We start from the raw sequence: 24,766 nt of genomic DNA, 5'->3' as shown, positions 1-24,766 counted from the left end.
CGGTCTATAGCAAGACCGCGTTATCGTTCATCGCGAGCAAGCTTGGCTCCCACAAAGCCCGCTCCCGCACTTGGTTTTGCGTCGACTCAGACAGCGGCGTTGTAAAACTGCTCGCTGCTCTTCTGCTCCACCAGCGCCTGTTCAATAGCCGCCTGGTGCACTTCGTCGGCATGTTCTTCGCGGGCTTCGGGCTGGATGCCCAGGCGTGCGAACAATTGCATGTCCTTGTCGGCTTGCGGGTTGGCGGTGGTCAACAGCTTGTCGCCGTAGAAAATCGAGTTGGCGCCGGCAAAAAATGCCAGGGCCTGCATCTGCTCGTTCATCGCTTCACGACCAGCGGACAGGCGCACATGGGACTGGGGCATCATGATCCGCGCCACGGCAAGCATGCGGATGAAATCGAACGGATCGATGTCTTCGGCATTCTCCAGCGGCGTGCCGGCGACTTTGACCAGCATGTTGATCGGCACCGACTCCGGGTGCTCCGGCAGGTTCGCCAGTTGGATCAGCAGGTTGGCGCGGTCGTCCAGGGACTCGCCCATGCCCAGGATGCCGCCGGAGCAGATCTTCATCCCCGAATCACGTACATAGGCCAGGGTTTGCAGGCGCTCGCTGTAGGTACGGGTGGTAATGATGCTGCCGTAGAACTCCGGCGAGGTATCGAGGTTGTGGTTGTAGTAGTCCAGGCCAGCCTGGGCCAGCGCTTCGGTCTGTTCCTGGTCGAGACGGCCCAGGGTCATGCAGGTTTCCAGGCCCATGGCCTTCACGCCTTTGACCATTTCCAGCACATACGGCATGTCCTTGGCCGACGGATGTTTCCAGGCCGCGCCCATGCAGAAACGGGTCGAACCAATGGCCTTGGCCCGCGCAGCCTCTTCGAGGACCTTCTGCACTTCGAGCAATTTCTCTTTATCCAGACCGGTGTTGTAGTGACCGGACTGCGGACAATATTTGCAATCTTCCGGACAAGCGCCGGTCTTGATCGACAGCAGCGTGGAAACCTGGACGCGGTTGGCGTCGAAGTGCGCGCGGTGCACGGTCTGCGCCTGGAACAACAGGTCATTGAATGGCTGGACAAAGAGTGCTTTGACTTCGGCCAAAGACCAGTCATGACGCAGGTTGGCAGTGGTGCTGGCGCTCATGGGCATTTCCTTGATTATGCTTGGCTGGCGCCTGGGGCATGCAATACCCACAGGCGCGACACGGATGTTCGGCATATTTAAGGAAGAGTCATGCGCTGTCAACCACGATACAAAGGACCGGTTTACATCTGGTTAAAAAACAAACAAACCTGCCTGCTGTGCGGCGAAAGCACCGATACCCCCCAGCCTATCTGCACCCCTTGCGAAAGCGAGCTGCCCTGGCTCGGCGATCAATGCAGCATTTGCGCCCTGCCACTGCCCATGGCCGGACTGCGCTGCGGCCAATGTGCCGCTCGGCCGCCAGCCTTCGAACGGGTCCTGGCACCCTGGACCTACGACTTCCCGGTGGACAGCCTGATCACCCGCTTCAAGCATCAGGCGAAATGGCCCCTTGGCCGGCTGCTGGGCGAACTGCTGGCGCAATCGCTGCAACATCATTTCGACGAAGGGCTGGAACGGCCCGACGCACTGGTACCGGTGCCACTGGCCACCCGGCGTTTGCGCCAGCGCGGTTTCAACCAGGCGGCACTGCTGGCCCGCTGGCTCAGTGGGCCGCTGGCGATCCCTTGCGCAGAAAACCTGCTGCGACGCACCCAGGATACGCCCGCCCAACAGGCCCTCGATGCCAAGGCCCGGCGCCAAAACCTGCGCCAGGCCTTTGCCCTCGCGCCCCAGGCGACGTTACGCAATCGTCACCTGGCGTTGGTCGACGATGTGCTCACTACCGGCGCCACCGCCCAGGCCCTGGCCGCCCTGTTACTCGATGCCGGCGCGGCGCGGGTCGACGTGTATTGCCTGGCCCGCACGCCGAAACCCGGTGAACCGGCTTGACGTACCGGGCCCAAGGCGCCAACGTCCGCTCATCGACTTTTGCACGCAGTTTGCCGTCATGTCATTGCCCACGCTTCTGACCCAACACATCGTTCGGCGACCACAACGCATCGCCCTGTTGCAGCACATCGCCGAACAGGGCTCGATCACCCGCGCCGCCAAGAGCGCGGGCCTGAGCTACAAGGCGGCATGGGATGCCATCGATGAGTTGAACAACCTCGCCGACCATCCGTTGGTGGAACGCAGCGTCGGCGGCAAGGGCGGTGGCGGCGCGAGGCTGTCGGAGGAAGGCCAACGGGTGCTGCGCCTGTATCAGCGCCTGCAAGCGCTGCAGGCGCAACTGCTGGAAGCCAGCGAAGACGCCGGGGACCTGGGCCTGCTCAGTCGCCTGATGCTGCGCACCAGTGCCCGCAATCAATTGCATGGCAAGGTCCTGGGCATCGAGGCCCGGGGGCACAACGACCGGGTACGCCTGGAGCTGGCCCGGGGCCTGGTCATCGAAGCTCGGATCACCCATGACAGCACGTTGCGCCTCGAACTGGCTGTCGGCACCGACGTGGTGGCGCTGATCAAGGCCGGCTGGCTGGAATTGCATCCCGTCGAACAAGCGGAAAAACCGGGGATCAATACGCTGCGCGGCATGATCGAGCAGGTCGACGCCGCCGAAGACGGCCCCAGCGAAGTGCGCATCGGCCTGCCCAACGGCCAGACGCTGTGTGCCCTGGCCGACCCGCTTCAGTTGCAAGCGCAGGACCTGGTAGCCGGCTCACCGGTGCAAGTGACGTTTTCAGCGACAAATGTGCTGCTCGGCACACCGCTGTAGCGCGCTGCAACAATAGTTTCATCGACCCGCTTTAAGGTGACTGCCAAAACCAGCAGGGAGCCTGATGATGAGCCTATTAGAAGAAAACCAATCCACCGACCTGGAAAAGATCGTCGGCCTGAGCCGACGCAGTTTCATCAGCGCCGGCGCCCTGTGCGGCGCGGCGATGTTCCTGGGCGGCAACCTGCTGAGCCGCAGCGTGCTGGCCGCCGCCGTGAGCGAAGGCAACAGCCGGCTGCTGGGTTTCAACAGCATCCCCGCCGCCACGGCCGACACCATCACGCTGCCGCCGGGCTACAAGGCCTCGGTGCTGATCAGTTGGGGCCAGCCGCTGCAGAAAAATGCACCGGCGTTCGATCCCAGTGGCAATGGAACAGCCCGCGCACAGGAAGTGCAGTTTGGCGACAACAACGACGGCATGAGCCTGTTCGAATTCCCCGGCGACAAGAACCGGGCGCTGATGGCGATCAACAACGAATACACCAACTACCGCTACCTCTTCCCCCACGGCGGCCAGCCGCAGTCGGCCGAAGACGTGCACAAGGCCCAGGCCAGCGAAGGGGTGTCGGTGATCGAGGTCCAGCGTCGTCGCGGGCAGTGGCAGTTCGTCCAGGAATCGCGCTACAACCGCAGGATCCACGGCAACACGCCGATTCGCCTGCGTGGCCCGGCCGCCGGTCACGAGCTGATGAAAACCAGTGCCGACAAGAGCGGCAAGAAAGTGCTGGGAACGTTCCAGAACTGCGCCAACGGCATGACGCCGTGGGGCACCTACCTGACCTGCGAAGAAAACTTCACCGACTGCTTCGGCAGCAGCAAGACCGACCTGCAGTTCGATGAGGCGCAAAAGCGCTACGGCGCCACCGTCACCAGCCGCGAGATCAACTGGCACCTGTACGACCCGCGTTTCGACCTGGCGAAGAACCCCAACGAACTCAATCGCCATGGCTGGGTGGTGGAAATCGATCCGTTCGATCCAGAATCCACGCCGGTGAAACGCACCGCCCTGGGCCGCTTCAAACACGAAAACGCCGCCCTGGCACAAACCAATGACGGTCGCGCCGTGGTGTACATGGGCGACGATGAACGCGGCGAGTTCATCTACAAGTTCGTCAGCCGCGAGCGCATCAACCATCGCAATGCCAAGGCCAACCGCAACCTGCTGGACCACGGCACCTTGTACGTGGCGCGCTTCGATGCCGGCGACGGCAACCCGGACCATCCCAAAGGCAAGGGCCAGTGGATCGAGCTGACCCACGGCAAGAACGGCCTCGACGCCAGCAGTGGCTTCGCCGACCAGGCCGAGGTGCTGATCCACGCGCGCCTGGCTGCCAGCGCCGTGGGTGCCACCCGTATGGACCGTCCTGAGTGGATCGTGGTCAGCCCGAAAGACGGCCAGGTCTATTGCACCCTGACCAACAACTCCAAGCGCGGCGAAGACGGCCAACCGGTGGACGGGCCGAACCCTCGGGCCAAGAACGTCTACGGGCAGATCCTGCGCTGGCGCACCGACCGCGACGATCATGCCGCCAAGACCTTCTCCTGGGATCTGTTCGTGGTCGCCGGCAACCCGACGGTACACGCCGGCACGCCGAAAGCCGGGTCGTCCAATATCAACCCGCAGAACATGTTCAACAGCCCCGACGGCCTGGGCTTCGACAAGGCCGGCCGGCTGTGGATTCTCACCGACGGCGACTCCAGCAACGCCGGGGACTTCGCCGGCATGGGCAACAACCAGATGCTCTGCGCCGACCCCAACAGTGGCGAAATCCGCCGTTTCATGGTCGGACCGGTGGGCTGCGAAGTGACCGGGATCAGTTTTGCCCCGGACCAGAAAGCCTTGTTCGTCGGAATCCAGCATCCAGGGGAAAACGGTGGTTCGACCTTCCCTGAGCACCTGCCCAACGGCAAGCCGCGGTCTTCGGTGATGGTGATTACCCGGGAAGACGGCGGGGTCATCGGCGCCTGATGCTGATCATTCCCACGCTCTGCGTGGGAATGCAGCCAGGGACGCTCCGCGTCCCAAAGCGTAACGCGGAGCGTCACATGAGGCATTCCCACGCAGAGCGTGGGAACGATCACCGATCAATCCAGGCTGCTTTGCGCTACCATGCTGTGCCGGACGCGGCAGCCCTGCCGCTGCGCAGGAGTCAGCATGTCCCATCCGTTCGAAACCCTCACGCCCGACCTGGTGCTCGATGCCGTTGAAAGCATCGGCTTTCTCAGCGACGCCCGCGTGTTGGCCCTCAACAGCTACGAGAACCGCGTCTATCAGGTCGGCATCGAAGATTCCGAGCCGCTGATCGCCAAGTTCTATCGCCCCCAGCGCTGGACCAACGAAGCGATCCTGGAAGAGCACAGCTTTACCTTCGAACTGGCCGAATACGAAGTGCCCGTGGTGGCGCCATTGATCCACAACGGTGCCAGCCTGCACGAACACGCCGGGTTTCGTTTCACCCTGTTTCCTCGTCGCGGAGGCCGTGCGCCGGAGCCGGGCAATCTCGACCAACTCTATCGCCTGGGACAATTGCTCGGACGCCTGCACGCGCTCGGGGCGACCCGGCCGTTCGAGCATCGTGAAGCCCTGGGCGTGAAGAATTTCGGTCACGATTCATTGGCCACCGTGCTGGCGAGCGGATTCGTTCCCCGCAGCCTGCTGCCGGCCTATGAGTCGGTCGCCCGGGACTTGCTCAAGCGCGTCGAAGAGGTCTACGCCGCTACGCCCCACCAGAACATCCGCATGCACGGCGATTGCCATCCCGGCAACATGATGTGCCGCGACGAGGTGTTCCACATCGTCGACCTGGACGACTGTCGCATGGGCCCGGCGGTGCAGGACCTGTGGATGATGCTCGCCGGCGATCGCCAGGAATGCCTGGGGCAATTGTCGGAACTGATGGACGGCTACCGTGAGTTCCACGACTTCGACCCGCGTGAACTGGCGCTGATCGAACCGCTGCGGGCCTTGCGGCTGATGCACTACAGTGCCTGGCTGGCGCGGCGCTGGGACGACCCGGCGTTCCCCCGCAGCTTCCCGTGGTTCGGCAGCGAACGCTACTGGGGCGACCAGGTGCTGGCATTGCGCGAGCAATTGGCGGCGCTCAATGAAGAGCCGTTGAAGCTGTTCTGATTGGCTTCAGCAGTCACCGCGCCACCTTTGTGGGAGCGGGCTTGCTCGCGAAGACGGAGGAACATTCAATATTCATGTCGACTGACCCACCGCTTTCGCGAGCAAGCCCGCTCCCACAGAGGGATCTGTGCCGGGGCCAGAACGCTCACAAAGGTTCACAGCACAACCTGACAAATCTCCTTACAATCCCCCTTTGTTAGCTGCCTAAGCAAGGATTCTGCATGCAAGCCGCCAACCCGCGTCGCGGGTATATCCTGGGCCTGAGTGCCTACATCATCTGGGGTCTGTTCCCGATCTACTTCAAGGCCATCGCCAGCGTACCGTCAGTGGAAATCATCATCCACCGGGTACTGTGGTCGGCCCTGTTCGGCGCGGCATTGCTGCTGGTCTGGAAACACCCGGGCTGGTGGCGCGAACTGCGGGACAATCCACAGCGCCTGGCGATTCTCGCCCTGAGCGGGACACTGATCGCGGCCAACTGGCTGACCTACGTCTGGGCGGTGAACAACGAACGCATGCTCGAAGCCAGCCTGGGTTACTACATCAACCCGCTGGTGAATGTGTTGCTGGGCATGTTGATCCTCGGCGAACGCCTGCGCCGCATGCAATGGCTGGCGGTGGGGTTGGCGGCCGTCGGCGTGGCGCAGCAGGTCTGGCAAGTCGGCAGCCTGCCCTGGGTGTCGCTGGTGCTTGCACTGACCTTCGGTTTCTATGGGCTGATTCGCAAACAAGCGCCGGTCAAGGCATTGCCGGGGCTGGTGGTGGAAACCTGGATGCTGGTGCCGATCGCCATCGCCTGGTTGCTGTTCAATCCCACGGCCACCAGTGCCCAGGCCGCGTTCTGGACCACCTCCGAAGCCTGGTGGCTGGTGGCGGCCGGCCCCGTGACACTGGTTCCGCTGGTGTGCTTCAACGCCGCGGCCCGGCATTTGCCCTACACCACCCTGGGATTTCTCCAGTACATCGCACCGACGCTGGTGCTGTTGCTCGCCGTGCTGCTGTTCGGTGAGCACCTGTCGCCCAGCACGCTGGTGGCGTTCCTGTTCATCTGGGCCGGGCTGGCGGTGTACAGCGTCGATGCGGTGATCAGCATGCGCCGGCGCAGCTGATCAAAAAACGCACAAACCTCTACAGGCCACGTCCGCCGTGGCCTGCGCTTATCCTTCCCAAGGTTATCCACAGCGTGATCCCCGCCGTTTGTGCACAAGCCCTTGAAAACTGGTGATTTTTTGATCACTGGCCGCTGCCCCCCGGCGGGCCTGGGCTGGGGCCGGGTCTCTACAGGTTATCCACAGGCAGGCGCAGTTTTTCCTTGGATAACCTTCATTACACGTCGTCGCTGAGCTTGAGCTCCACCATCAACTCATCGGCCAAGGTTTCCAGGCGTTCCTGCAAGGTCTCCAACGACAGGGTCAAAGGCACGCCCAGGATCGCTTCGGCATGAAACAGCAGCTCACTGCTCATCGGTGCCGGCCGGACATGGGTCACCAGACGCTCGACATTGACGCCCTGCTCGCTCAACAACCGGGTGATGTCCCGCACGATACCGGGACGATCGTTGCCCACCAGCTCCATGGTGATGGGTTTCCAAGTGCAGGACTCCTCAACGGCGCTTTCAGCGATCAATACGTGGATGCCGTGGGCCGCCAGCCCCTGCAAGGCTTCGATCAATTTTTCATGGGCCTCGGCCGGGGCGCTGAAGCGCACGATCCCGGCAAATTGCCCGGCCAGGTGCGCCATGCGGCTTTCCAGCCAGTTACCGCCATGTTCGGCAATGCACTCGGCGATGCGCTCGACCTGCCCGGGCTTGTCCGGGGCGAAAACAGTGATGACGAGGTGGTCCATGGCGCAGTCCTCTTGTTGATGGAAGGGACAGTATAGGCAGGACGCACAAGTCCTGTGGCGAGGGGATTTATCCCCGTTGGGGCGCGAAGCGGCCCTAAATCCGTCACTTCGGTGTATCAGACAGTTTGAGTTGAATGTCTTGGGGGGGCTGCTTCGCAGCCCAACGGGGATAAATCCCCTCGCCACAGGGACTCGTCCGCCCACGTCAATCGTGTACAAGTTTTAATATTTATCTGGAACAATCCACAGTTTTTTTGAGAACATCCGACACCGCGTCGTGACTGTACTGCTTTAGTCGGTCGCGGAACGACGCAATTAGTCTAATTTTCACAACCGCAATTGATCATGTAGTATGCCGCAGCACGCACTACATAATCGCGATGCCCCTGTTGTACCGATGTCTGCTTAAGGCCAGTCGCATCCCTGAAAAGCCCCGTCAGCAAGGCTTGAATACCCAGCCGCCAGCGATGGCATGTACTGGTTCCGGGGTTTGTGGTTTAAATGTCCCGAGGCTTCATTGTCAAAATCGAAGAGCTGAAAAGCGAAATAGCTGAGCAGAGTGAGGCAAGCAATGACTGAACACGTTCAAGTCGGTGGCCTGCAGGTCGCCAAAGTCCTGTTCGACTTCGTGAATAACGAAGCCATTCCCGGAACCGGCCTCACCGCCGATGCGTTCTGGGCCGGTGCCGACAAGGTCATCCACGACCTGGCCCCGAAGAACCAAGCCCTACTCGCCAAACGCGATGATTTCCAGGCGCGGATCGATGCCTGGCACCAGGCCCGTGCCGGCCAGGCCCACGACGCCGTGGCTTACAAAGCCTTCCTGCAAGACATTGGCTACCTGCTGCCAGAAGCGACGGATTTCCAAGCCACGACCCAGAACGTCGATGACGAAATCGCCCGCATGGCCGGCCCGCAGCTGGTGGTACCGGTGATGAACGCCCGCTTCGCCCTCAATGCCTCGAACGCCCGCTGGGGTTCGCTGTACGACGCGCTGTACGGCACCGATGCCATCAGCGAAGCCGACGGCGCGGAAAAAGGCAAAGGCTACAACAAGGTACGCGGCGACAAGGTCATCGCCTTCGCCCGCGCCTTCCTCGATGAAGCGGCCCCCCTGGCGGCCGGCTCCCATGTCGACTCCACCGCGTACAAGATCGTCGAGGGCAAACTGGTGGTCGCTCTCAAGGGCGGCAGCAACAGCGGCCTGCGTGACGATGCCCAACTGATCGGCTTCCAGGGCGATGCCTCGGTACCGACTGCCGTGCTGCTGAAACACAACGGCCTGCACTTCGAAATCCAGATCGATGCCAGCACGCCCGTCGGCCAGACCGATGCCGCCGGCGTCAAAGACATCCTGATGGAAGCAGCGCTGACCACCATCATGGACTGCGAAGACTCGGTCGCCGCCGTCGACGCCGATGACAAAGTGGTGATCTACCGCAACTGGCTCGGCTTGATGAAGGGCGACCTGTCGGAAGAAGTCGCCAAGGGCGGCCAGACGTTTACCCGGACCATGAACCCTGACCGTGTCTACACCGCCGTCGACGGCTCGGGCGTGACCCTGCACGGCCGCTCGCTGCTGTTCGTGCGTAACGTCGGCCATCTGATGACCATCGACGCGATCCTGGACAAGCACGGCAACGAAGTGCCGGAAGGCATCCTCGACGGCCTGGTCACCAGCCTGGCGGCGATCCACAGCCTCAACGGCAACACCTCGCGCCGCAACAGCCGCACCGGCTCGGTGTACATCGTCAAGCCGAAGATGCACGGCCCGGAAGAAGCCGCGTTCACCAACGAGCTGTTCGGTCGCGTCGAAGACGTGCTGAACCTGCCGCGCAACACCCTCAAGGTTGGGATCATGGACGAGGAGCGCCGTACCACGGTCAACCTCAAGGCCTGCATCAAGGCCGCCAGCGAACGCGTAGTGTTCATCAACACCGGCTTCCTCGACCGTACCGGCGATGAAATCCATACCTCCATGGAAGCCGGCCCGATGGTGCGCAAGGCCGACATGAAAGCCGAGAAGTGGATCGGCGCCTATGAAAACTGGAACGTCGATATCGGCTTGAGCACCGGCCTGCAAGGTCGCGCGCAAATCGGCAAAGGCATGTGGGCGATGCCGGACCTGATGGCGGCGATGCTCGAACAGAAAATCGCTCATCCGCTGGCCGGCGCCAACACCGCGTGGGTTCCCTCGCCGACCGCCGCCGCCCTGCACGCGCTGCATTACCACAAGGTCGACGTGTTCGCTCGCCAGGCCGAACTGGCCAAGCGCGCTCGCGCTTCGGTGGACGACATCCTGACCATCCCGCTGGCCGTCAACCCGAACTGGACGCCGGAGCAGATCAAGAATGAACTGGACAACAATGCCCAGGGCATCCTCGGCTACGTGGTGCGCTGGATCGACCAGGGCGTCGGCTGCTCCAAGGTGCCGGACATCAACGACATCGGCCTGATGGAAGACCGTGCCACGCTGCGTATCTCCAGCCAGCACATCGCCAACTGGCTGCGCCACGGCATCGTCACGCAAGACCAGGTGATGGAAAGCCTCAAGCGCATGGCATCGGTGGTCGACCGCCAGAACGCCAACGACCCGCTGTACCGGCCGCTGGCGCCAGACTTCGACAGCAACATCGCCTTCCAGGCGGCGGTCGAACTGGTGATCGAAGGCACCAAGCAACCTAACGGCTACACCGAGCCGGTGCTGCACCGTCGCCGTCGCGAGTTCAAGGCCGCCAATGGGTTGTGATTGAGCGGTAGAAGCGGCACAAAAAAAGCCCTGATCGAAAGATCGGGGCTTTTTCATTGGAAGTAACAGTACTGCCAACTCAGGCAATAACGCCAAGCGCTGCATTTGTGGCGAGGGGATTTATCCCCGCTGGGTTGCGAAGCAACCCTAAAGCCTGTCGGCTCGGTGTGTCAGGTTGATTGGGTTGAACTCTGTTGGGCTGCTGCGCAGCCAGCGGGGATAAATCCCCTCGCCACAGTTTATGCTCCACTGGAGGTCTTAAAGATCCATCCCCAACTCATGCTTGACCAACCCCAGCAGCTTGTCGGTATCGATCGGCTTGAGCAGAAAGTCCACCACGCTCAAGTGCATCGCTTCGATGGCGTCCTTCACGTCGGCATCGCCTGACACGATGATGATCGGCAGCGCTGCCCGCTCGGACTCGCGCACCAGGCGGACCAGTTCCAGGCCATCGACATTACCCATGCGCAGGTCGGTGATCAACAGGCCGATCGACGGCTTGGTTTCCAGCATCTTGAGTGCCGTTTCGCCGCTGGCGGCGGTCATGCAGTGAATTCCGTCCAAGGCCAGGATCTCCGACAACAGCTCACGGGCGTCCTTATCGTCATCAACGATCAAGACACGCTGCGGCGGCAAGTCAGGTTCCAGCATGACGGCATTCAGCGCCTCGCGCTCGTCGTCACTCAAAATATCGTGGTCAGGCATGGTGCTCTCTACGTTCTTTAAATCGATCCCCTGGCACAGTGGTCAGACATCGTTCGGCGGCGCTTCAATGTGCACTTCGTCGGATTTTTTTCCAAGAACATTCAATGAAGATTTTTCTGACGCCTGGCGTAAGACTTTTCCGTGAGTGCGGCCCTTAGGCCGCGACCTAGACTTACGTCCAATGGGCACCCCGCGCTGAGGGGCCGACCATGGCAGAACAGATCCGACCACAACAATTCGAATAAGACTGCGTAATGGCTATGAAAAAAGCGGACGCCTTCATCCAGGCAGGGAAAACCGCGGTGTTGCAAAACATCCAGGGGACGCTGCAGTTTCTCCAGCGCTTTCCGCCGTTCAACCAAATGGAAAATGCCCACCTGGCGTATCTGGTGGAGCAATGCCTGCTGCGTTTCTACGCCCCGGGCGACACCATCATCAAACCGGCCGACGGCCCGGTGGAGCACTTTTACATCGTCAAGCAGGGCCGGGTGGTGGGCGAACGCCCGCATTCGGCCAAGGGTGGCACCGAGACCACCTTCGAGATCACCACCGGCGAATGTTTCCCCCTTGCCGCGCTACTGGGCGAACGGGCCACGCGCACCGAGCACCGGGCCGGCGAAGACACGTTCTGCCTGCAACTGAACAAACTGGCCTTCATCAAGCTCTTCGCCCTGTCCGCCCCGTTTCGCGATTTCGCCCTGCGCGGGGTCAGCAGCCTGCTCGATCAGGTCAACCAACAGGTCCAGCAGAAATCCGCGCAAACCCTGGGCACCCAGTACTCCCTCAATACGCGGCTGGGGGAACTGGCGATGCGCCATCCAGTCAGTTGCAGCCCGGACACGCCGCTGCGCGAAGCCGTGAAAATGATGCACGAGCAGCAGGTCGGCAGCATCGTGGTGGTCAATGAGCAAAAAGCACCAGTGGGGATTTTCACTTTGCGCGACCTGCGGCAGGTGGTGGCCGATGGTTCCGGGGACTTTTCCCAGGCCATCGCAGGACACATGACCCAGGCTCCCTTCTTCCTTTCGCCGGACCACAGCGCCTTCGACGCGGCCATCGCCATGACCGAGCGCCACATCGCCCACGTCTGCCTGGTCAAGGACCAGCGCCTGTGTGGCGTGGTCTCGGAGCGCGATCTGTTTTCCTTGCAGCGCGTCGACCTGGTGCACCTGGCCCGGACCATCCGCAACGCCCCCAGGGTGGAAAACCTCGTGGCCCTGCGCGGCGAGATCGGCCAACTGGTGGAGCGCATGCTGGCCCACGGCGCGTCCTCGACCCAGATCACCCACATCATCACCCTGCTCAACGACCACACCGTGTGCCGCGTCATCGAGCTGACCCTGGCCGACAAAGGCGACCCGGGGGTGCCGTTCAGTTGGCTGTGTTTCGGCAGTGAAGGCCGGCGCGAGCAAACCCTGCACACCGACCAGGACAACGGCATATTGTTCGAAGCCCGGGACGCCGCCCATGCCGCGCAGATCCGCGGCCTGCTGCTGCCCATCGCCCAACAGATCAACCAGAGCCTGGCTCAGTGCGGCTTCACCTTGTGCAAGGGCAACATCATGGCCGGCAACCCCGAGCTGTGCCTGTCCCGCGCCGAATGGGCCCGGCGCTTCGCGTCATTCATTCGCGAAGCGACGCCGGAAAACCTGCTGGGTTCGAGCATCTATTTCGACCTGCGGGTGGTCTGGGGCGATGAGCAAGGTTGCGAGCAGTTGCGCCAGCAGATCCTTGATCAAGTGGCCGACAATCGCTTGTTCCAGCGCATGATGGCCGCGAACGCACTGCGTCATCGCCCGCCGGTGGGACGCTTCAGGGATTTCGTGCTGAGCCGCAAGAATGGCGAAAAGGCGACCCTGGACTTGAAAGTGCAGGGCCTGACGCCCTTCGTCGACGGCGCCCGCCTGCTGGCCCTGGCCAACGGCATCGAAGCCAACAATACCCTGGAACGCCTGCGGCAACTGGTCGTCAAGGAAGTGATCGAACCGCTCGATGGCGCGGCCTATGAAGAGGCCTATCACTTCATCCAGCAGACCCGCATGCAGCAACACCAACTGCAAACCCGCGAGAACCTGCCCTATTCCAACCGCGTCGACCCCGACAGCCTCAACCATCTGGACCGACGCATCCTGCGCGAGTCCCTGCGCCAGGCCCAACGCCTGCAAAGCAGCCTGACGCTGAGGTACCAGTTGTGAACCTGTTTTCCTGGCTGCGCCCGGCCCAGCCGACATTGCCCGACGCGCTGCAGCAGCGCCTGGAGCACCTGCCCGCGCCCTCGCCACTGGGCGAAGGCGACCTGCGGGCGCAACGCTGGGTCGTCCTGGACCTGGAAACCACCGGCTTGAACCTGAACAAGGACCAGGTGCTGTCCATCGGCGCGGTGGTCATCGAAGACGGCGCCATCGACTTCAGCCAGCAATTCGAACGTACGTTGCAGTGCAATCAGCAAAAGCTCGGCCCCAGTGTGTTGATCCATGGCCTGGCGCCCAGTGCCATCGCCGCCGGCAGCGACCCGGCGGAGGCACTGCTGGCGTTCATGGCGTTCGTGGGCGACAGCCCACTGCTGGCCTTTCACGCGCCGTTCGACTCCCACATGCTCGGGCGTGCCTTGAAAGATCATCTGGGCTATCGCCTGCAGCATCCGTTCCTCGACGTGGCGGACTTGGCTCCGATGCTTTGTCCACAAGCCAATCTGCGCAAGTCCGGCCTGGACGAGTGGATCGACTGGTTCAAGCTGCAAGTCTTCGACCGCCACAACGCCAGCGCCGACGCCCTGGCCACGGCGGAACTGGCGCTGATCCTGTTCAGCCGCGCCCGCCAGCAACAGATCCACAGCCCGCTTGAGCTGCAACAGCGCCTGGGCCAGTGGAGACGGCGGCAGCAGGCGCCTTCTCTTTGAAAGATGAACACACTCACTGTGGGAGCGAGCTTGCTCGCGATGGCGCACTGTCAGTCGGCATCGAAGTTGACTGACCTGTCGCTATCGCGAGCAAGCTCGCTCCCACACAGAACCCGGCCTCAATTTCCTTACCTGCACCGCCCGACCAGCGCCAATTGCTTTCCCGCCCCCGCCTCTGCCACAATCGCGAACAATTCTCGTTACTTAAAACGTCGGTGATGCTTCGTGTCGTCAGTTCCCAGTCCTCATAGTGATTTGGTTGGTGCGTTGTACCGTGACCATCGCGCTTGGCTATTGGCATGGCTGCGACGCAACGTGGCGTGTGCGCACCGGGCGGAAGACCTGAGCCAGGACACTTTTGTGCGCTTGCTGGGTCGCGAGGACCTGAAGGCGCCCCGCGAACCCCGGGCGTTTCTGGTGGCCATCGCCAAGGGCTTGTTGTTCGATTATTTCCGTCGAGCGGCATTGGAGCAGGCTTACCTCACCGAACTGATGCTGATCCCCGAGGCCGAGCAGCCTTCGGTGGAAGAACAGCAAATCATCCTGGAAGACCTCAAGGCCATCGATCGCCTGCTCGGCAAACTGTCCAGCAAGGCCCGCGCAGCCTTCCTCTATAACCGCCTCGACGGCCTCGGCCACGCCGAAATCGCCGAGCGCCTGGGGGTTTCGGTGCCGCGGGTACGGCAGTACCTGGCCCAAGGCATCCGGCAGTGCTACATCGCCCTGTACGGTGAACCGACATGAGCCAGGCCCATGCCAAACCGGTCTCGGCCAGCGTGCTGGATGCCGCCATTGCCTGGCAGTTGTCCTTGGACGCGAGCAGCGCCCAGGAGCATGAAGCGTTCGCCCGCTGGCATGCCGCCGATGAAGAGCACGCCCGCGCCTGGCGGCAATTGGGCATGCTCGACCAGCGCTTCAGCGTGGCCAATGGGCCGGCGCGGGCGGCGTTGCTGCAATCGCGGGTGAGCATTCGTCGACGGATACGCAAGCTCGGCAGCGGCCTGGCCAGCGTTGTCGCGGTCATCGGCCTGGCGTTGTTTGCCAGTGAACGTTACCTGCCGCTGGATTACTGGCTGGCCGATCAGCGCACCGCGACAGGCGAGCAACGCACCCTGCGCCTGGCCGACGGCACGCTGATCAACCTCAACACCCACAGTGCGCTGGACGTGCGTTTTGATGACAAGCAGCGCCGTATCGTCCTGCAGGAAGGCGAAATCCTGGTGGAAACCGGCCACGACGACCCGCGCCCGTTCATTGTCGAGACCCGCGAAGGCCGCCTGCGCGCGTTGGGCACACGATTCCTGGTCAAGCGCGAAGACGAAGGGACGCGCCTGAGCGTGTTGAAATCCGCCGTGGCGGCGCATCCCCAGGCCACGGACAGCGAACAGATCCTGCGCGAAGGCCAACAAGTGCTGATGCGCCGCGACGGCCTCGGGCCAACCGTTGCCCTGAGCCCCGGCGCCGATGCCTGGACCCGCGGCATGCTGGTGGTGGACAACGCCCGCCTTGAAGACCTGATCCATGAGTTGGGGCGTTACCGGCGCGGCTACCTCGGTGTCGAGCCACAAGTGGCCGACCTGCGCATCACCGGCAGTTTCCCGCTGCACGACACCGACCTGGCGCTGACCGCCCTGCTGCCGACTTTGCCGGTGCAGATCGGATATCACACGAAATGGTGGGTGGTCGTGGAACCGAGGAGCGGTGCCAAGCCCTGAGGGATGTTGTGTCAGGCAGGCCGCCTTCGCGGGCAAGCCCGCTCCCACAGGGGAATGGCGGCGCCCACAGTATTGTGGACGACCCGGTCAATGTGGGAGCGAGCTTGCTCGCGAAAAGGCCATCCCACACACCACAAAACCCAGGTCGCCCCCAAAACTGAATCTAAATTATTTTCATCCAGCCCTATCACTTTTCAACTTTCATTCGGCACCCAGGCAATTGAGAAATATTTCCATTCAGGAGCCGCCGTATGTCCCGCCCGCTAGACACCCTGTTGCGCCCCAGCCTGTTGGCCGTTGCCATTGCCTTCGCCGTCCCGTTGACCAGCGCCCCGCTGCTGGCCGCCGAACAAGCCACAAGCGTGCGCACCTACAACCTGCCCGCCGCGCCCCTGGCCAGCACCTTGAACCAGATCGCCAGCCAGGCCGGCCTCGCACTGAGCCTGAATCCGTCCCTGGCCTCGGGGAAGACCTCGGCCCCGGTCCAGGGCCAGTTCGACGCCACCGGCGCATTGCGCGAGGCCTTGCGCGGCACCGGCCTGCAACTGGAACAAAGCAGCGCTGGCACCTACAGCCTGGTGGCCGTACCTGAAGGCGTCATGGCCTTGCCGGAAACCAGCGTGATCGGCGCCGGTCTCAGCGAAACCGCGTGGGGCCCGACCGAGGGCTATGTCGCCACCCGCACCGCCGCCGGCACCAAGACCGACACGCCGATCGTCGAACTGCCGCGCTCCGTCTCCGTGGTCACCCGCCAACAGATGGAGGACCGTTCGGTCCTCAACCTCAATGACGCGCTGCGCTACACCGCCGGCGTGCAGAGCAGCGGCTACGGCTCGGATTCGCGCAACGACTGGCTGTTGGTGCGCGGCTTCGTACCGACCCAATTCCTCGATGGCCTGCCGCTGCCCAAGGGCAACTACATCACGCCGAAAATCGAACCCTGGAACCTTGAGCGCATCGCCGTGCTCCGCGGCCCGGCCTCCTCGGTCTACGGCCAGACGCCACCTGGCGGCATGCTGGACATGGTCAGCCGTCGCCCACAGGCCGAAAGCAGCCATGAGGTCGAGTTGCAGGCCGGCAGCTACGAACATAAGCAGATCAACTTCGACAGCACCGGCAAAGTCGATGACGAAGGCCAGTTCCTCTATCGGCTCAGCGGCACCGTGCGCGACAGCAACTCCCAGGTCGACCACATCCCGGACAAGCGCTACAACCTCGCGCCGAGCCTGACCTGGAACATCAACGACGACACGCGCCTGACCTTCCTGTCCCAGTACACCCGCGACGACACCGGCATCACCGGGCAATTCCTGCCGCTCCAAGGCACCAAGCTGTCCTCGCCAGCAGGCAAGATTTCCCACCACAAAAACCTCGGCGATCCGGATTGGGAATTCTACGACCGTACCTACTACGCCCTCGGTTATGCGTTCGAACACCGTCTGAACGACACCTGGCAGTTCCGCCAGAACCTGCGCTACACCAAGAGCGACCTGGAAACCCAGGGCATCTCCGCTGGCGGGCAATTCTGGCCGGCGGGGCCCGAGGAAGCAGTCAGCGCCGATGGCACCATCAAGCGCAGCGCAAGTGTCGTTGACGAAGACATCAGCCAGTTCGCCGTGGACAACAATTTCCAGGCCGACTTCCAGACCGGCGCCCTCAGTCACACCCTGCTGCTGGGCCTGGATCACCAGCGCTCCAACAGCAATTCCCGTTGGCTGTGGGGCTCGACCGGCGTGCCGACCAGCAACATCCACAACCCGATCTACGGACAGGATTTCTCCAACGTCCAGTACTTCACCATGTATGACTACAACCAGAAGACCAACCAGACCGGCCTGTATGTCCAGGACCAGATCGCCCTGGACAACTGGCGCCTGACCCTCGGCGGCCGTGAAGACTGGATTCACACCGGCACCGAATTCCACAACCAGAACAACGTCACCAACACCCAGCGCGACAAGAAATTCAGCGGCAACGCGGCGTTGAGCTACGTCTTCGATAACGGTGTGACGCCCTACATTTCCTTCGCCCAGTCGTTCCAGGCAGCGGCCGGTTCAACCGTCAACAGCACCGAAGCGTTCAAGCCAACAGAAGGCGAGCAGTACGAAGCCGGCATCAAGTATCAACCGCCGGGCACCAAGACCTTGCTGACCGCCGCGGTGTTCGACCTGACCCAGAAAAACAACTCCGTGACCGAAAACAACGTCACCCGCCAAGTGGGTGAAGTCCAGGTGCGCGGCCTGGAACTGGAAGCCTCGGGCGATGTGACCGACAACCTGAAGCTCATCGGTTCCTACACCTACAACGACAGTGAAATCACCAAGGGCACCGCTGCGGAAAAAGGCAAGCGCATGGCCCAGGTGCCGCGCAACCAAGCCACCGCCTGGGCGGACTACACCTGGCACAACGGCCCGCTGGATGGCTTCGGTGTCGGTGCCGGTGTGCGCTATGTCGGCGACACCTACGGCAATACCACCAACACCGATTGGGGCCATGTCGGCTCCTATACCGTGTACGACGCGTCGGCCCACTACGATCTCGGGCGTTTGAACAAGACCCTCAAAGGCGTCACGGTGGCGGTGGATGCGAAGAACATCTTCAACAAGGACTACCTGTCCACTTGCGATGGTTTCTATTGCTACTACGGCGACCAACGCAACGTCGTCGCCAGCGTGAATTACAAATGGTAAACGGTTAGCATTTGCAAAACCTTTTGAGGGCACCTGTACCCGAGACCTGCCAGTCAAATGAAATCCCTGTGGGAGCGAGCTTGCTCGCGAAGACGGCGTAACAGTCAACATTGATGTTGTCTGGCACACCGCTTTCGCGAGCAAGCTCGCTTCCACAGGTTTCATGACTGGACTGAAGGGGCTCAGGCATCGAGGCCCTCTTGCATTCGGATCGCTCATGAAAAGCAAAACCATCCGCCGCTGGTCCTTCGTACACACCTGGACCAGCCTGATCTGCACGGTGTTCCTGCTGATGCTGGCGATCACCGGGCTGCCGTTGATCTTCCACCATGAAATCGAACACCTGTTGGGCGACGCTCCCGAGTTCCGGGAGATGCCTGCCGACACGCCACACCTGGACCTCCAGCAGTTAGTGGAAAAGGCCAAGGCCCATCGTCCGGGTGAAGTGGTCCAGTATTTTGGCTGGGACGAAGACGAGCCCAACGGCATCTTCACCATCATGGCGCCGACACCGGACACCGAGCCCAATTCCTCCCATACTTTCATGCTCGATGCGCGCACCGGCGAGGCCCTGGAAATGCCCTCGGCCAACGGCGGTTTCATGATGGTCATGCTGCGCCTGCACGTGGATATGTTCGCGGGTTTGCCGGGCAAGTTGCTGCTGGCGTTCATGGGGCTATTGTTCGTGATCGCCATCGTTTCCGGCGTGGTCCTGTACCTGCCCTTCATGCGCCGGTTGAAATTCGCCACGGTGCGCCAGGACAAATCCACGCGCCTGCGCTGGCTGGACCTTCACAACCTGATCGGCGTGGTGACGCTGGTCTGGGCGCTCACCGTGGGCGTCACCGGCGTGATTGCCGCGTGCGCCGACCTGATCATCGCCGCCTGGCGCAACGACAGCCTCAGCGCCATGGTCGAACCCTATCGCAACACCCCGCCGCTGACGCAATTGGCCCCGGCCACTCGCTTGCTCGACATCGCCAAGGAGGTCGCGCCGGGCATGGAGCCCAGCTTCATCGCCTTCCCCGGCACGTTGTTTTCCAGCCAACACCACTACGGCGTGTTCATGAAAGGCAGCACCCACCTGACCTCGCACTTGCTCACGCCGGTGTTGATCGATGCCAGCACCCTGGAGGTCACCGCTGTGGCCGAGCGACCGTGGTACATGGACGTCATGAGCCTGTCTCTACCGTTGCACTTCGGCGACTACGGTGGCCGGCCGATGCAGATCTTCTGGGCCACCCTTGACGTGCTCACCATCATCGTCCTCGGCAGCGGCGTCTACCTGTGGCTGGTGCGGCGCAAGGCGGCCAGGCGTGCAACGGTCGGTACGGAGGTCGCCTCGTGAGGCCACGGCAGTCGAGTTTCTGGAAAGTGTTTGGTATTCCCGTGTTGATTGGCGCACTGAGCGCGGCAGGGTTGTTTTCGGCGTTGCTGGGCGATGGAGCGTGGGATGCAGTGGCCTGGGTCGGCCTGGGGATTCCAACGGCACTGGGAGTCTGGGGATTGCTCAAGCGCGGATAACCCGGCCAGGCATGAAACCTGTGGGAGCGGGCTTGCTCGTGAAGACGGAGTGTCAATCGCAGTGACTTGTCTGACGTACCGCTTTCGCGAGCGAGCTCCCACATGGGAATCGAGTCAGGCTATCCGCCCCCTCGCCAGCCGCCCCGGAACTGTCTAGGCTAAGCCCCTGGCCGTTTATCGAGGATACCCGCATGTCCACCCCCAGCATGACGCTGTTCCACAACCCCGCTTCGCCCTTCGTCCGCAAGGTCCTGGTGCTGTTGCACGAAACCGGCCAGCAGGATCGCGTGGCGTTGCAGCTCAGCCAGCTCACGCCGGTCAAGCCGGACCCTGTACTGATCGATGACAACCCGTTGAGCAAGATCCCGGCCCTGCGCCTGGCCAACGGGACGGTGATCCATGACAGCCGGGTCATTCTCGACTACCTCGATCAGCAGCATGTCGGCAACCCGCTGATCCCTCGCGAGGGTGCGTCCCGCTGGCGGCGTTTGACCCTGGCCTCCCTGGCTGATGGAATCATGGATGCGGCGGTGATGATCCGTTACGAAACCGCGCTACGTCCTGTGGAAAAACATTGGGACGAGTGGCTCGATGCGCAACGGGACAAGATTCGCCGGGCCCTGGGCCTGCTCGAAGCCGAGGCGATCGCCGAACTGGCCTGCCATTTCGACGTAGCGTCCATCAGCGTGGCCTGCGCCCTGGGCTATCTGGACCTGCGCCATCCGGACCTGGAATGGCGCAAGTCCAACCCACAATTGGCGGCGTGGTTTGCCGAGGTGAGCTTGCGGCCTTCAATGGCAGCGACGGTGCCCAAGGTTTAGTGCTGCACTGGCTGCACCGGCCCCATCGCGAGCAAGCTCGCTCCCACATTGGGTTGCTTCGCCTGGACGACCGGGATCTCCTGTGGGAGCGAGCTTGCTCGCGATAGGGCCACTGCGGTCCAGCGGAAACAACCCGGCAATCAGCGCCACCAACATCGCCCCCTCCCGCTGTTCCTCACGCAACCCCAACGACCGACTCATTTCACTTCTCCCAGATCGAAGGCCATCGCCGCGGCCGGTTTCGCCCCGACCCCATACCAATCCAGCTTGCGGGTCAGCACCATGAACACGCCCAGCAGGCCGAACAGCAACAGCGACCCCATCAACAACGCATAGTCCTCCGCGCTCAACAGGCCGTAGAGCAAACCATACAAACCCGCCAGCCCTGCCGAAAAACCCAGGCCGTGGCTCACGCTGCGCAACACGTGGCAGACATAAAAACCGATCAGCACGACACAAGCACTGGCCGACACCAGGTACGCCAGGGTGAAGCCGATGTGCTCCGACAGCGACAACAGCAGCAGGTAGAAGAACGCCAGCGCCACGCCCACCAAGGCATACTGGACCGGATGCACCGCCAGGCTCTTGAGCACTTCGAAGAGAAAGAAGCCGGCGAACGTCAGGGCAATGAACAGCAGCGCATATTTGATCGCCCGGTCGCTCTTGAGGTACTGGTCCACCGGGTCGATGAAGCTCACACCGAAGGCCCGGCTGCGGAACGCTTCACAGCCATCGCTCGGCTCACAGGCTTGCAATGTTTCCAGCAGGTTGGTGGAGAAAAACGACGTCTGCCAGTCGGCACTGAAACCCTGCTCATTGATCTCGCGATTGCTGGGCAGATAGTTGCCAATGAAGCTCGGGTGCGGCCAGTCCGCCGACAAGTGCACTTTGGTGGATTTGCCCACCGGCAGAATCTGGAACTCGCCAGTGCCTTGCAGGCGCAGGTCAAAACCGAAGGTCAGCTCGGGGCCGCCCTGGGCGGTGATCATCGGCAGCGGCACATGCACACCCTGCCCCAGCCAGCCAAGCCGCGAACCGGGCAGGAAGTCGACGGTCTGCTGGTTCAGCGTCAGGGTCAGCGCGTTCTCGATGCCACGAATATCGCTGATACCAACGCTCAAATACGGTTCGTCGAAGCGGTAGTCGGCAAAGTCCTTGGCGGCGACACCGTAGCGCTCTGGCACCTTGAAGCGGCCATCGATCCGGTTATCAGCGTGGAACATCCGCGCTTCGTAGATGCCTCGGGCACGGGTTTCGGTGCGGACCTGGCCGTCGAGTTCGAATTGTTCCGGCAAGAAATACAACTCGCCCGTTCGCTCGACGGTTTCCAGGAAACGCACGCCAGTCTTCTCGTTGGTGTTCCAGACCTTCACGCTCTTGCGAAACGGCACCACGATCATCGGCCCGATCAATTGCTGGCTGTAGCTGGAGCTGCGGGCGATGTCCTGCAGCACACCGTCGCGCAATTCCTGGCGCTCATCGATGAGGCCGTTGATCATCAACAGCGGAATCATCAGCAAGAGAATCAAGAGGGCGATCATGCCCAGTTTTATGGCGAGGCTGCGGTTCATGTGGGGCTCTCCCTGTTTGAATGAGGGAGAGTCTGGGGTGGCTGTGTGAGGGGTTTATGGGGGGAATGTGGAGATTGTGTGGAGAACCAGGAACCTTTGTGGGAGCGAGCTTGCTCGCGATGGCGGTGGGTCAGCGCCAGTTATGCCGACTGGTACCCCGCAATCGCGAGCAAGCTCGCTCCCACAGGAATGGGTGTTTAGTCAGATAGCAACTGCGGTTTCAGGGCAGCCGCAAAACCACCTCCACCCCGCCCTCGACATTGCCAATACTGAACTGCCCCCCATGCAACTGCACCACCTCCTCCACGAAGTTGAGCCCCAGGCCGGTGCTCTTGCGGCCGCTGTCCGGCCGCGGCAGGGAGTAGAAGCGTTCGCTCAGGCGGGGCAGCGCGTAGTCGGGGATCGGCGCAGCCTGGTTGAACAAGCGGATCTCGACGCGGCTCCCATGGCGCTCGGCGCTGACTCGTAGCAGGCCGTCGACGGGGGTGAAGTCCAGGGCGTTTTCCAGCAAATTGCCCAAGGCCTGGCGCAACAGGAACGGCTCTCCCGTCAACGTCAGGTCGGCAGCGATGTGCCGTTCGACCTTCAACTGGCGACTTTCGATCCAGCCGCCGCGCGCTTCCAGCAACTCGTCCATTAACGCCGCCAGTGGTACCGAGACTTCTTCTTCCAACCCCTGGCGCTGCTCGATCTGGGCCAGGTTGAGCAAGCGTTCGATCAACTGCTGCATGCGCGCACTTTCATTGTCGATGTTACTGACGAAGCGCTGGTGCTGGGCGGCGGGCATGTCGCTTTGCAGCAGCTCGGCGGCGCCACGAATCGCCGCCAGCGGGCTCTTGAGTTCGTGGGTGAGCGTGTGCACGTAACGCTCGACGTACGCCTTGCCTTCGAGTTGGGTGCGCATGTGTTCCACGGCACCCGCCAATTGCTCGAACTCGCCGCCACGATAATGCGGCACTTCCACCCGACGCCCCTGGCTGACCGCCTGGGCGTAGCTCGTCAAACGCCGCAATGCCGCGCTGAGCCACCACGACAGCAAGCCGCCCAGCAACAAGCCCAGGGCGACCAGGCCGGCGCCGTAGGCCAACAGGCGCCGTTCGGTGCGGTCGACATAAGGCTGCAAGGAACTGTTGGGCTTGGCGACGGTGACAACGCCGATGATCCGGCCGTTGTCGCGGATCGGCGCGCCGACGTGCATCACCGAAGACGCCGGATCGTCCGGATCGCTACGGCTCGAGCGGGCGCCGTAGTGGCCGCGCAGGGTCAGGTAGACGTCGTTCCAGCGCGAGTAATCCTGCCCTACCGCCACGCCACTGGAGTCGAGCACCACGATGCCGTTGGCATCCGTGACGTAGATGCGATGGCTGACCTGATTCTTCGGCAGGCCCCAGATCGTCGCCGCCGGCTGGCGCTTGCCGTAGGCCTTGAGCAATTGCGGCCAGCGATTCTGGTTGAGGGTGCCGGCCTTGAAATCGTCCCGCAGGATCTCGGCCATCAGGTTGGCGGTGTCCACCAGGGTTTCTTCGGTGGACTGGCGCACGCCGGGGCGGATTTCCTCCATGACCGTGTTGAGCACGAAATAGCCGGTCAGGGCGATAAACAGCACATACACCAGGAAAATCCGGATCCCCAGCGACATCAGCTGTGCCCCGGGCTGTAGCTGTAACCCAGGCCTCGATGTGTCTGGATCGGTTCGGCCTCGGCCCGGACCAGGCGCAACTTGGCACGCACGCTCTTGATGTGGCTGTCGATGCTGCGCTCGTAGCCGGCATCGCTGGCAACGCCCAAGGCATCGAGCAATTGTTCGCGACTGAAGACCCGCTCGGGTTGCTCCAACAGACAGTTCAGCAGACGAAATTCGTGGCGCGTGAGGTTCAGCGGTTTGCCGCGATAGTTGATCTGCACCCGGTCGCTGTCCACCAGGAACAACGCTGTGCTGGAGTCCGCCGCCGGTCGCGGCGCTACGCGCTTGAGGATCGCCCGGACCCGGGCCGCCACCTCACGGGGACTGAAGGGTTTGACCACATAATCGTCGGCACCGATTTCCAGACCCACCACCCGATCGATCTCGCCATCCCGGGCTGTCAGAAAGATGACCGGAACGTCGCTGAAACGTCTGAGATTTTTACACGTCTCGAATCCGCTGATATCCGGCAGACCCACATCGAGGATGATCAGGTCGGCCGGGGTGTTCTTCTGGTAATCGAGGGCGGCGGCGCCAAGGCTCAGCCACGTGGTGTCGAACCCCTCCCCTTGCAGGGCAAACACCAACGTATCGGCGATGGCGGCTTCGTCTTCGACAATCAGGATATGAGGCATGG

20 protein-coding genes are annotated in these 24,766 nt (G+C 62.3%); 14 read left to right on the top strand and 6 right to left on the bottom strand.

Translation table 11 applies throughout. From position 1 onward, the window contains the following. Nucleotides 1-86: 86 nt before the first annotated feature. Complete coding sequence (bioB, locus tag BLP82_RS15585; RefSeq protein ID WP_014340550.1) at nt 87-1,142, bottom strand: biotin synthase BioB; 1,056 nt, start codon at nt 1,140-1,142, stop codon at nt 87-89. A gap of 90 nt (nt 1,143-1,232) precedes the next feature. Here bioB and BLP82_RS15580 point away from each other — a divergent pair, with 90 nt between their 5' ends. The 5 genes from BLP82_RS15580 to rarD all read left to right on the top strand — a co-directional run bounded on the left by BLP82_RS15580 (nt 1,233) and on the right by rarD (nt 7,035). Next, entirely contained in the window at nt 1,233-1,973 is a 741-nt protein-coding gene (locus tag BLP82_RS15580; RefSeq protein WP_092169558.1) for a ComF family protein, read from the top strand. Between the two features lie 58 nt (nt 1,974-2,031). Continuing rightward, entirely contained in the window at nt 2,032-2,796 is a 765-nt protein-coding gene (locus BLP82_RS15575) for a TOBE domain-containing protein (RefSeq protein ID WP_092169552.1), read from the top strand. 67 nt (nt 2,797-2,863) lie between these two features. Beyond that, nucleotides 2,864-4,765, top strand: coding sequence for a PhoX family protein (locus tag BLP82_RS15570; RefSeq protein ID WP_092169548.1), 1,902 nt, complete (start codon nt 2,864-2,866; stop codon nt 4,763-4,765). Nucleotides 4,766-4,951: 186 nt separating this feature from the next. After that, complete coding sequence (locus BLP82_RS15565) at nt 4,952-5,926, top strand: serine/threonine protein kinase (RefSeq protein WP_060740323.1); 975 nt, start codon at nt 4,952-4,954, stop codon at nt 5,924-5,926. 221 nt (nt 5,927-6,147) lie between these two features. Next, entirely contained in the window at nt 6,148-7,035 is an 888-nt protein-coding gene (gene rarD / locus BLP82_RS15560; protein WP_092169544.1) for an EamA family transporter RarD, read from the top strand. 217 nt (nt 7,036-7,252) lie between these two features. On the opposite strand, the gene BLP82_RS15555 is transcribed toward rarD, so the two are convergent. Continuing rightward, on the bottom strand, nt 7,253-7,771 hold the full coding sequence (locus tag BLP82_RS15555; RefSeq protein ID WP_092169539.1) for a glycine cleavage system transcriptional repressor: 519 nt from the start codon (nt 7,769-7,771) through the stop codon (nt 7,253-7,255). Between the two features lie 571 nt (nt 7,772-8,342). On the opposite strand from BLP82_RS15555, the gene BLP82_RS15550 reads away from it, so the two are divergent. Further along, the gene (locus BLP82_RS15550; RefSeq protein WP_092169534.1) at nt 8,343-10,520 is read left to right on the top strand and encodes a malate synthase G; all 2,178 of its coding nucleotides are present in this window, start codon (nt 8,343-8,345) and stop codon (nt 10,518-10,520) included. Between the two features lie 258 nt (nt 10,521-10,778). On the opposite strand, the gene BLP82_RS15545 is transcribed toward BLP82_RS15550, so the two are convergent. Beyond that, nucleotides 10,779-11,225 carry a response regulator gene (locus BLP82_RS15545; protein ID WP_092169530.1) on the bottom strand — a complete coding sequence of 149 codons (447 nt, stop codon included), beginning with the start codon at nt 11,223-11,225 and terminating at the stop codon, nt 10,779-10,781. A 260-nt stretch (nt 11,226-11,485) separates the two neighbouring features. On the opposite strand from BLP82_RS15545, the gene BLP82_RS15540 reads away from it, so the two are divergent. The 8 genes from BLP82_RS15540 to BLP82_RS15500 all read left to right on the top strand — a co-directional run bounded on the left by BLP82_RS15540 (nt 11,486) and on the right by BLP82_RS15500 (nt 20,874). After that, on the top strand, nt 11,486-13,420 hold the full coding sequence (locus BLP82_RS15540) for a putative nucleotidyltransferase substrate binding domain-containing protein (RefSeq protein ID WP_305883176.1): 1,935 nt from the start codon (nt 11,486-11,488) through the stop codon (nt 13,418-13,420). Further along, nucleotides 13,417-14,124 carry a 3'-5' exonuclease gene (locus tag BLP82_RS15535; RefSeq protein ID WP_092169521.1) on the top strand — a complete coding sequence of 236 codons (708 nt, stop codon included), beginning with the start codon at nt 13,417-13,419 and terminating at the stop codon, nt 14,122-14,124. The genes BLP82_RS15540 and BLP82_RS15535 overlap by 4 nt, the downstream gene beginning before the upstream one ends. A gap of 225 nt (nt 14,125-14,349) precedes the next feature. Further along, a complete protein-coding gene (locus tag BLP82_RS15530) occupies nt 14,350-14,868 on the top strand; it encodes an RNA polymerase sigma factor (protein WP_072405804.1) in 519 nt (172 codons plus the stop codon). Beyond that, nucleotides 14,865-15,839 carry a FecR domain-containing protein gene (locus tag BLP82_RS15525; RefSeq protein ID WP_092169516.1) on the top strand — a complete coding sequence of 325 codons (975 nt, stop codon included), beginning with the start codon at nt 14,865-14,867 and terminating at the stop codon, nt 15,837-15,839. Before BLP82_RS15530 ends, BLP82_RS15525 begins: the two co-directional genes overlap by 4 nt. A gap of 251 nt (nt 15,840-16,090) precedes the next feature. Continuing rightward, entirely contained in the window at nt 16,091-18,529 is a 2,439-nt protein-coding gene (locus tag BLP82_RS15520; RefSeq protein WP_092169512.1) for a TonB-dependent siderophore receptor, read from the top strand. A gap of 217 nt (nt 18,530-18,746) precedes the next feature. Further along, complete coding sequence (locus tag BLP82_RS15510; protein ID WP_092169507.1) at nt 18,747-19,877, top strand: PepSY-associated TM helix domain-containing protein; 1,131 nt, start codon at nt 18,747-18,749, stop codon at nt 19,875-19,877. Further along, entirely contained in the window at nt 19,874-20,053 is a 180-nt protein-coding gene (locus tag BLP82_RS15505) for a hypothetical protein (RefSeq protein WP_092169502.1), read from the top strand. The genes BLP82_RS15510 and BLP82_RS15505 overlap by 4 nt, the downstream gene beginning before the upstream one ends. Before the next feature lie 191 nt (nt 20,054-20,244). Next, on the top strand, nt 20,245-20,874 hold the full coding sequence (locus BLP82_RS15500; protein WP_092169497.1) for a glutathione S-transferase: 630 nt from the start codon (nt 20,245-20,247) through the stop codon (nt 20,872-20,874). Nucleotides 20,875-21,071: 197 nt separating this feature from the next. Here the strand turns inward: BLP82_RS15500 and creD are convergent, their stop codons facing one another. From creD to creB, 3 genes are all read right to left on the bottom strand, one after another. Next, nucleotides 21,072-22,445 carry a cell envelope integrity protein CreD gene (gene creD / locus BLP82_RS15495; protein ID WP_092169493.1) on the bottom strand — a complete coding sequence of 458 codons (1,374 nt, stop codon included), beginning with the start codon at nt 22,443-22,445 and terminating at the stop codon, nt 21,072-21,074. Nucleotides 22,446-22,665: 220 nt separating this feature from the next. Next, nucleotides 22,666-24,084 (bottom strand): two-component system sensor histidine kinase CreC, encoded by a 1,419-nt coding sequence (gene creC / locus BLP82_RS15490; RefSeq protein ID WP_092169489.1) that lies wholly within the window; start codon nt 24,082-24,084, stop codon nt 22,666-22,668. Beyond that, nucleotides 24,084-24,764 carry a two-component system response regulator CreB gene (creB, locus tag BLP82_RS15485; RefSeq protein WP_092169486.1) on the bottom strand — a complete coding sequence of 227 codons (681 nt, stop codon included), beginning with the start codon at nt 24,762-24,764 and terminating at the stop codon, nt 24,084-24,086. The genes creC and creB overlap by 1 nt, the downstream gene beginning before the upstream one ends. Nucleotides 24,765-24,766: the final 2 nt, after the last annotated feature.

The sequence above is a fragment of the Pseudomonas sp. NFACC37-1 genome (assembly GCF_900101575.1).
Taxonomy (GTDB): domain Bacteria; phylum Pseudomonadota; class Gammaproteobacteria; order Pseudomonadales; family Pseudomonadaceae; genus Aquipseudomonas; species Aquipseudomonas fluorescens_AA.
Note: the sequence above shows the minus strand (reverse complement) of the source record. Positions and strands in the feature narration are given on the sequence as shown.

Bases quoted from the DNA above. Each gene is read 5' to 3' on its own strand.
- bioB (WP_014340550.1), bottom strand. From the start codon at position 1,142: ATGAGCGCCAGCACCACTGCCAACCTGCGTCATGACTGGTCTTTGGCC.
- BLP82_RS15580 (WP_092169558.1), top strand. From the start codon at position 1,233: ATGCGCTGTCAACCACGATACAAAGGACCGGTTTACATCTGGTTAAAA.
- BLP82_RS15575 (WP_092169552.1), top strand. From the start codon at position 2,032: ATGTCATTGCCCACGCTTCTGACCCAACACATCGTTCGGCGACCACAA.
- BLP82_RS15570 (WP_092169548.1), top strand. From the start codon at position 2,864: ATGAGCCTATTAGAAGAAAACCAATCCACCGACCTGGAAAAGATCGTC.
- BLP82_RS15565 (WP_060740323.1), top strand. From the start codon at position 4,952: ATGTCCCATCCGTTCGAAACCCTCACGCCCGACCTGGTGCTCGATGCC.
- rarD (WP_092169544.1), top strand. From the start codon at position 6,148: ATGCAAGCCGCCAACCCGCGTCGCGGGTATATCCTGGGCCTGAGTGCC.
- BLP82_RS15555 (WP_092169539.1), bottom strand. From the start codon at position 7,771: ATGGACCACCTCGTCATCACTGTTTTCGCCCCGGACAAGCCCGGGCAG.
- BLP82_RS15550 (WP_092169534.1), top strand. From the start codon at position 8,343: ATGACTGAACACGTTCAAGTCGGTGGCCTGCAGGTCGCCAAAGTCCTG.
- BLP82_RS15545 (WP_092169530.1), bottom strand. From the start codon at position 11,225: ATGCCTGACCACGATATTTTGAGTGACGACGAGCGCGAGGCGCTGAAT.
- BLP82_RS15540 (WP_305883176.1), top strand. From the start codon at position 11,486: ATGAAAAAAGCGGACGCCTTCATCCAGGCAGGGAAAACCGCGGTGTTG.
- BLP82_RS15525 (WP_092169516.1), top strand. From the start codon at position 14,865: ATGAGCCAGGCCCATGCCAAACCGGTCTCGGCCAGCGTGCTGGATGCC.
- BLP82_RS15520 (WP_092169512.1), top strand. From the start codon at position 16,091: ATGTCCCGCCCGCTAGACACCCTGTTGCGCCCCAGCCTGTTGGCCGTT.
- BLP82_RS15510 (WP_092169507.1), top strand. From the start codon at position 18,747: ATGAAAAGCAAAACCATCCGCCGCTGGTCCTTCGTACACACCTGGACC.
- BLP82_RS15500 (WP_092169497.1), top strand. From the start codon at position 20,245: ATGTCCACCCCCAGCATGACGCTGTTCCACAACCCCGCTTCGCCCTTC.
- creD (WP_092169493.1), bottom strand. From the start codon at position 22,445: ATGAACCGCAGCCTCGCCATAAAACTGGGCATGATCGCCCTCTTGATT.
- creC (WP_092169489.1), bottom strand. From the start codon at position 24,084: ATGTCGCTGGGGATCCGGATTTTCCTGGTGTATGTGCTGTTTATCGCC.
- creB (WP_092169486.1), bottom strand. From the start codon at position 24,764: ATGCCTCATATCCTGATTGTCGAAGACGAAGCCGCCATCGCCGATACG.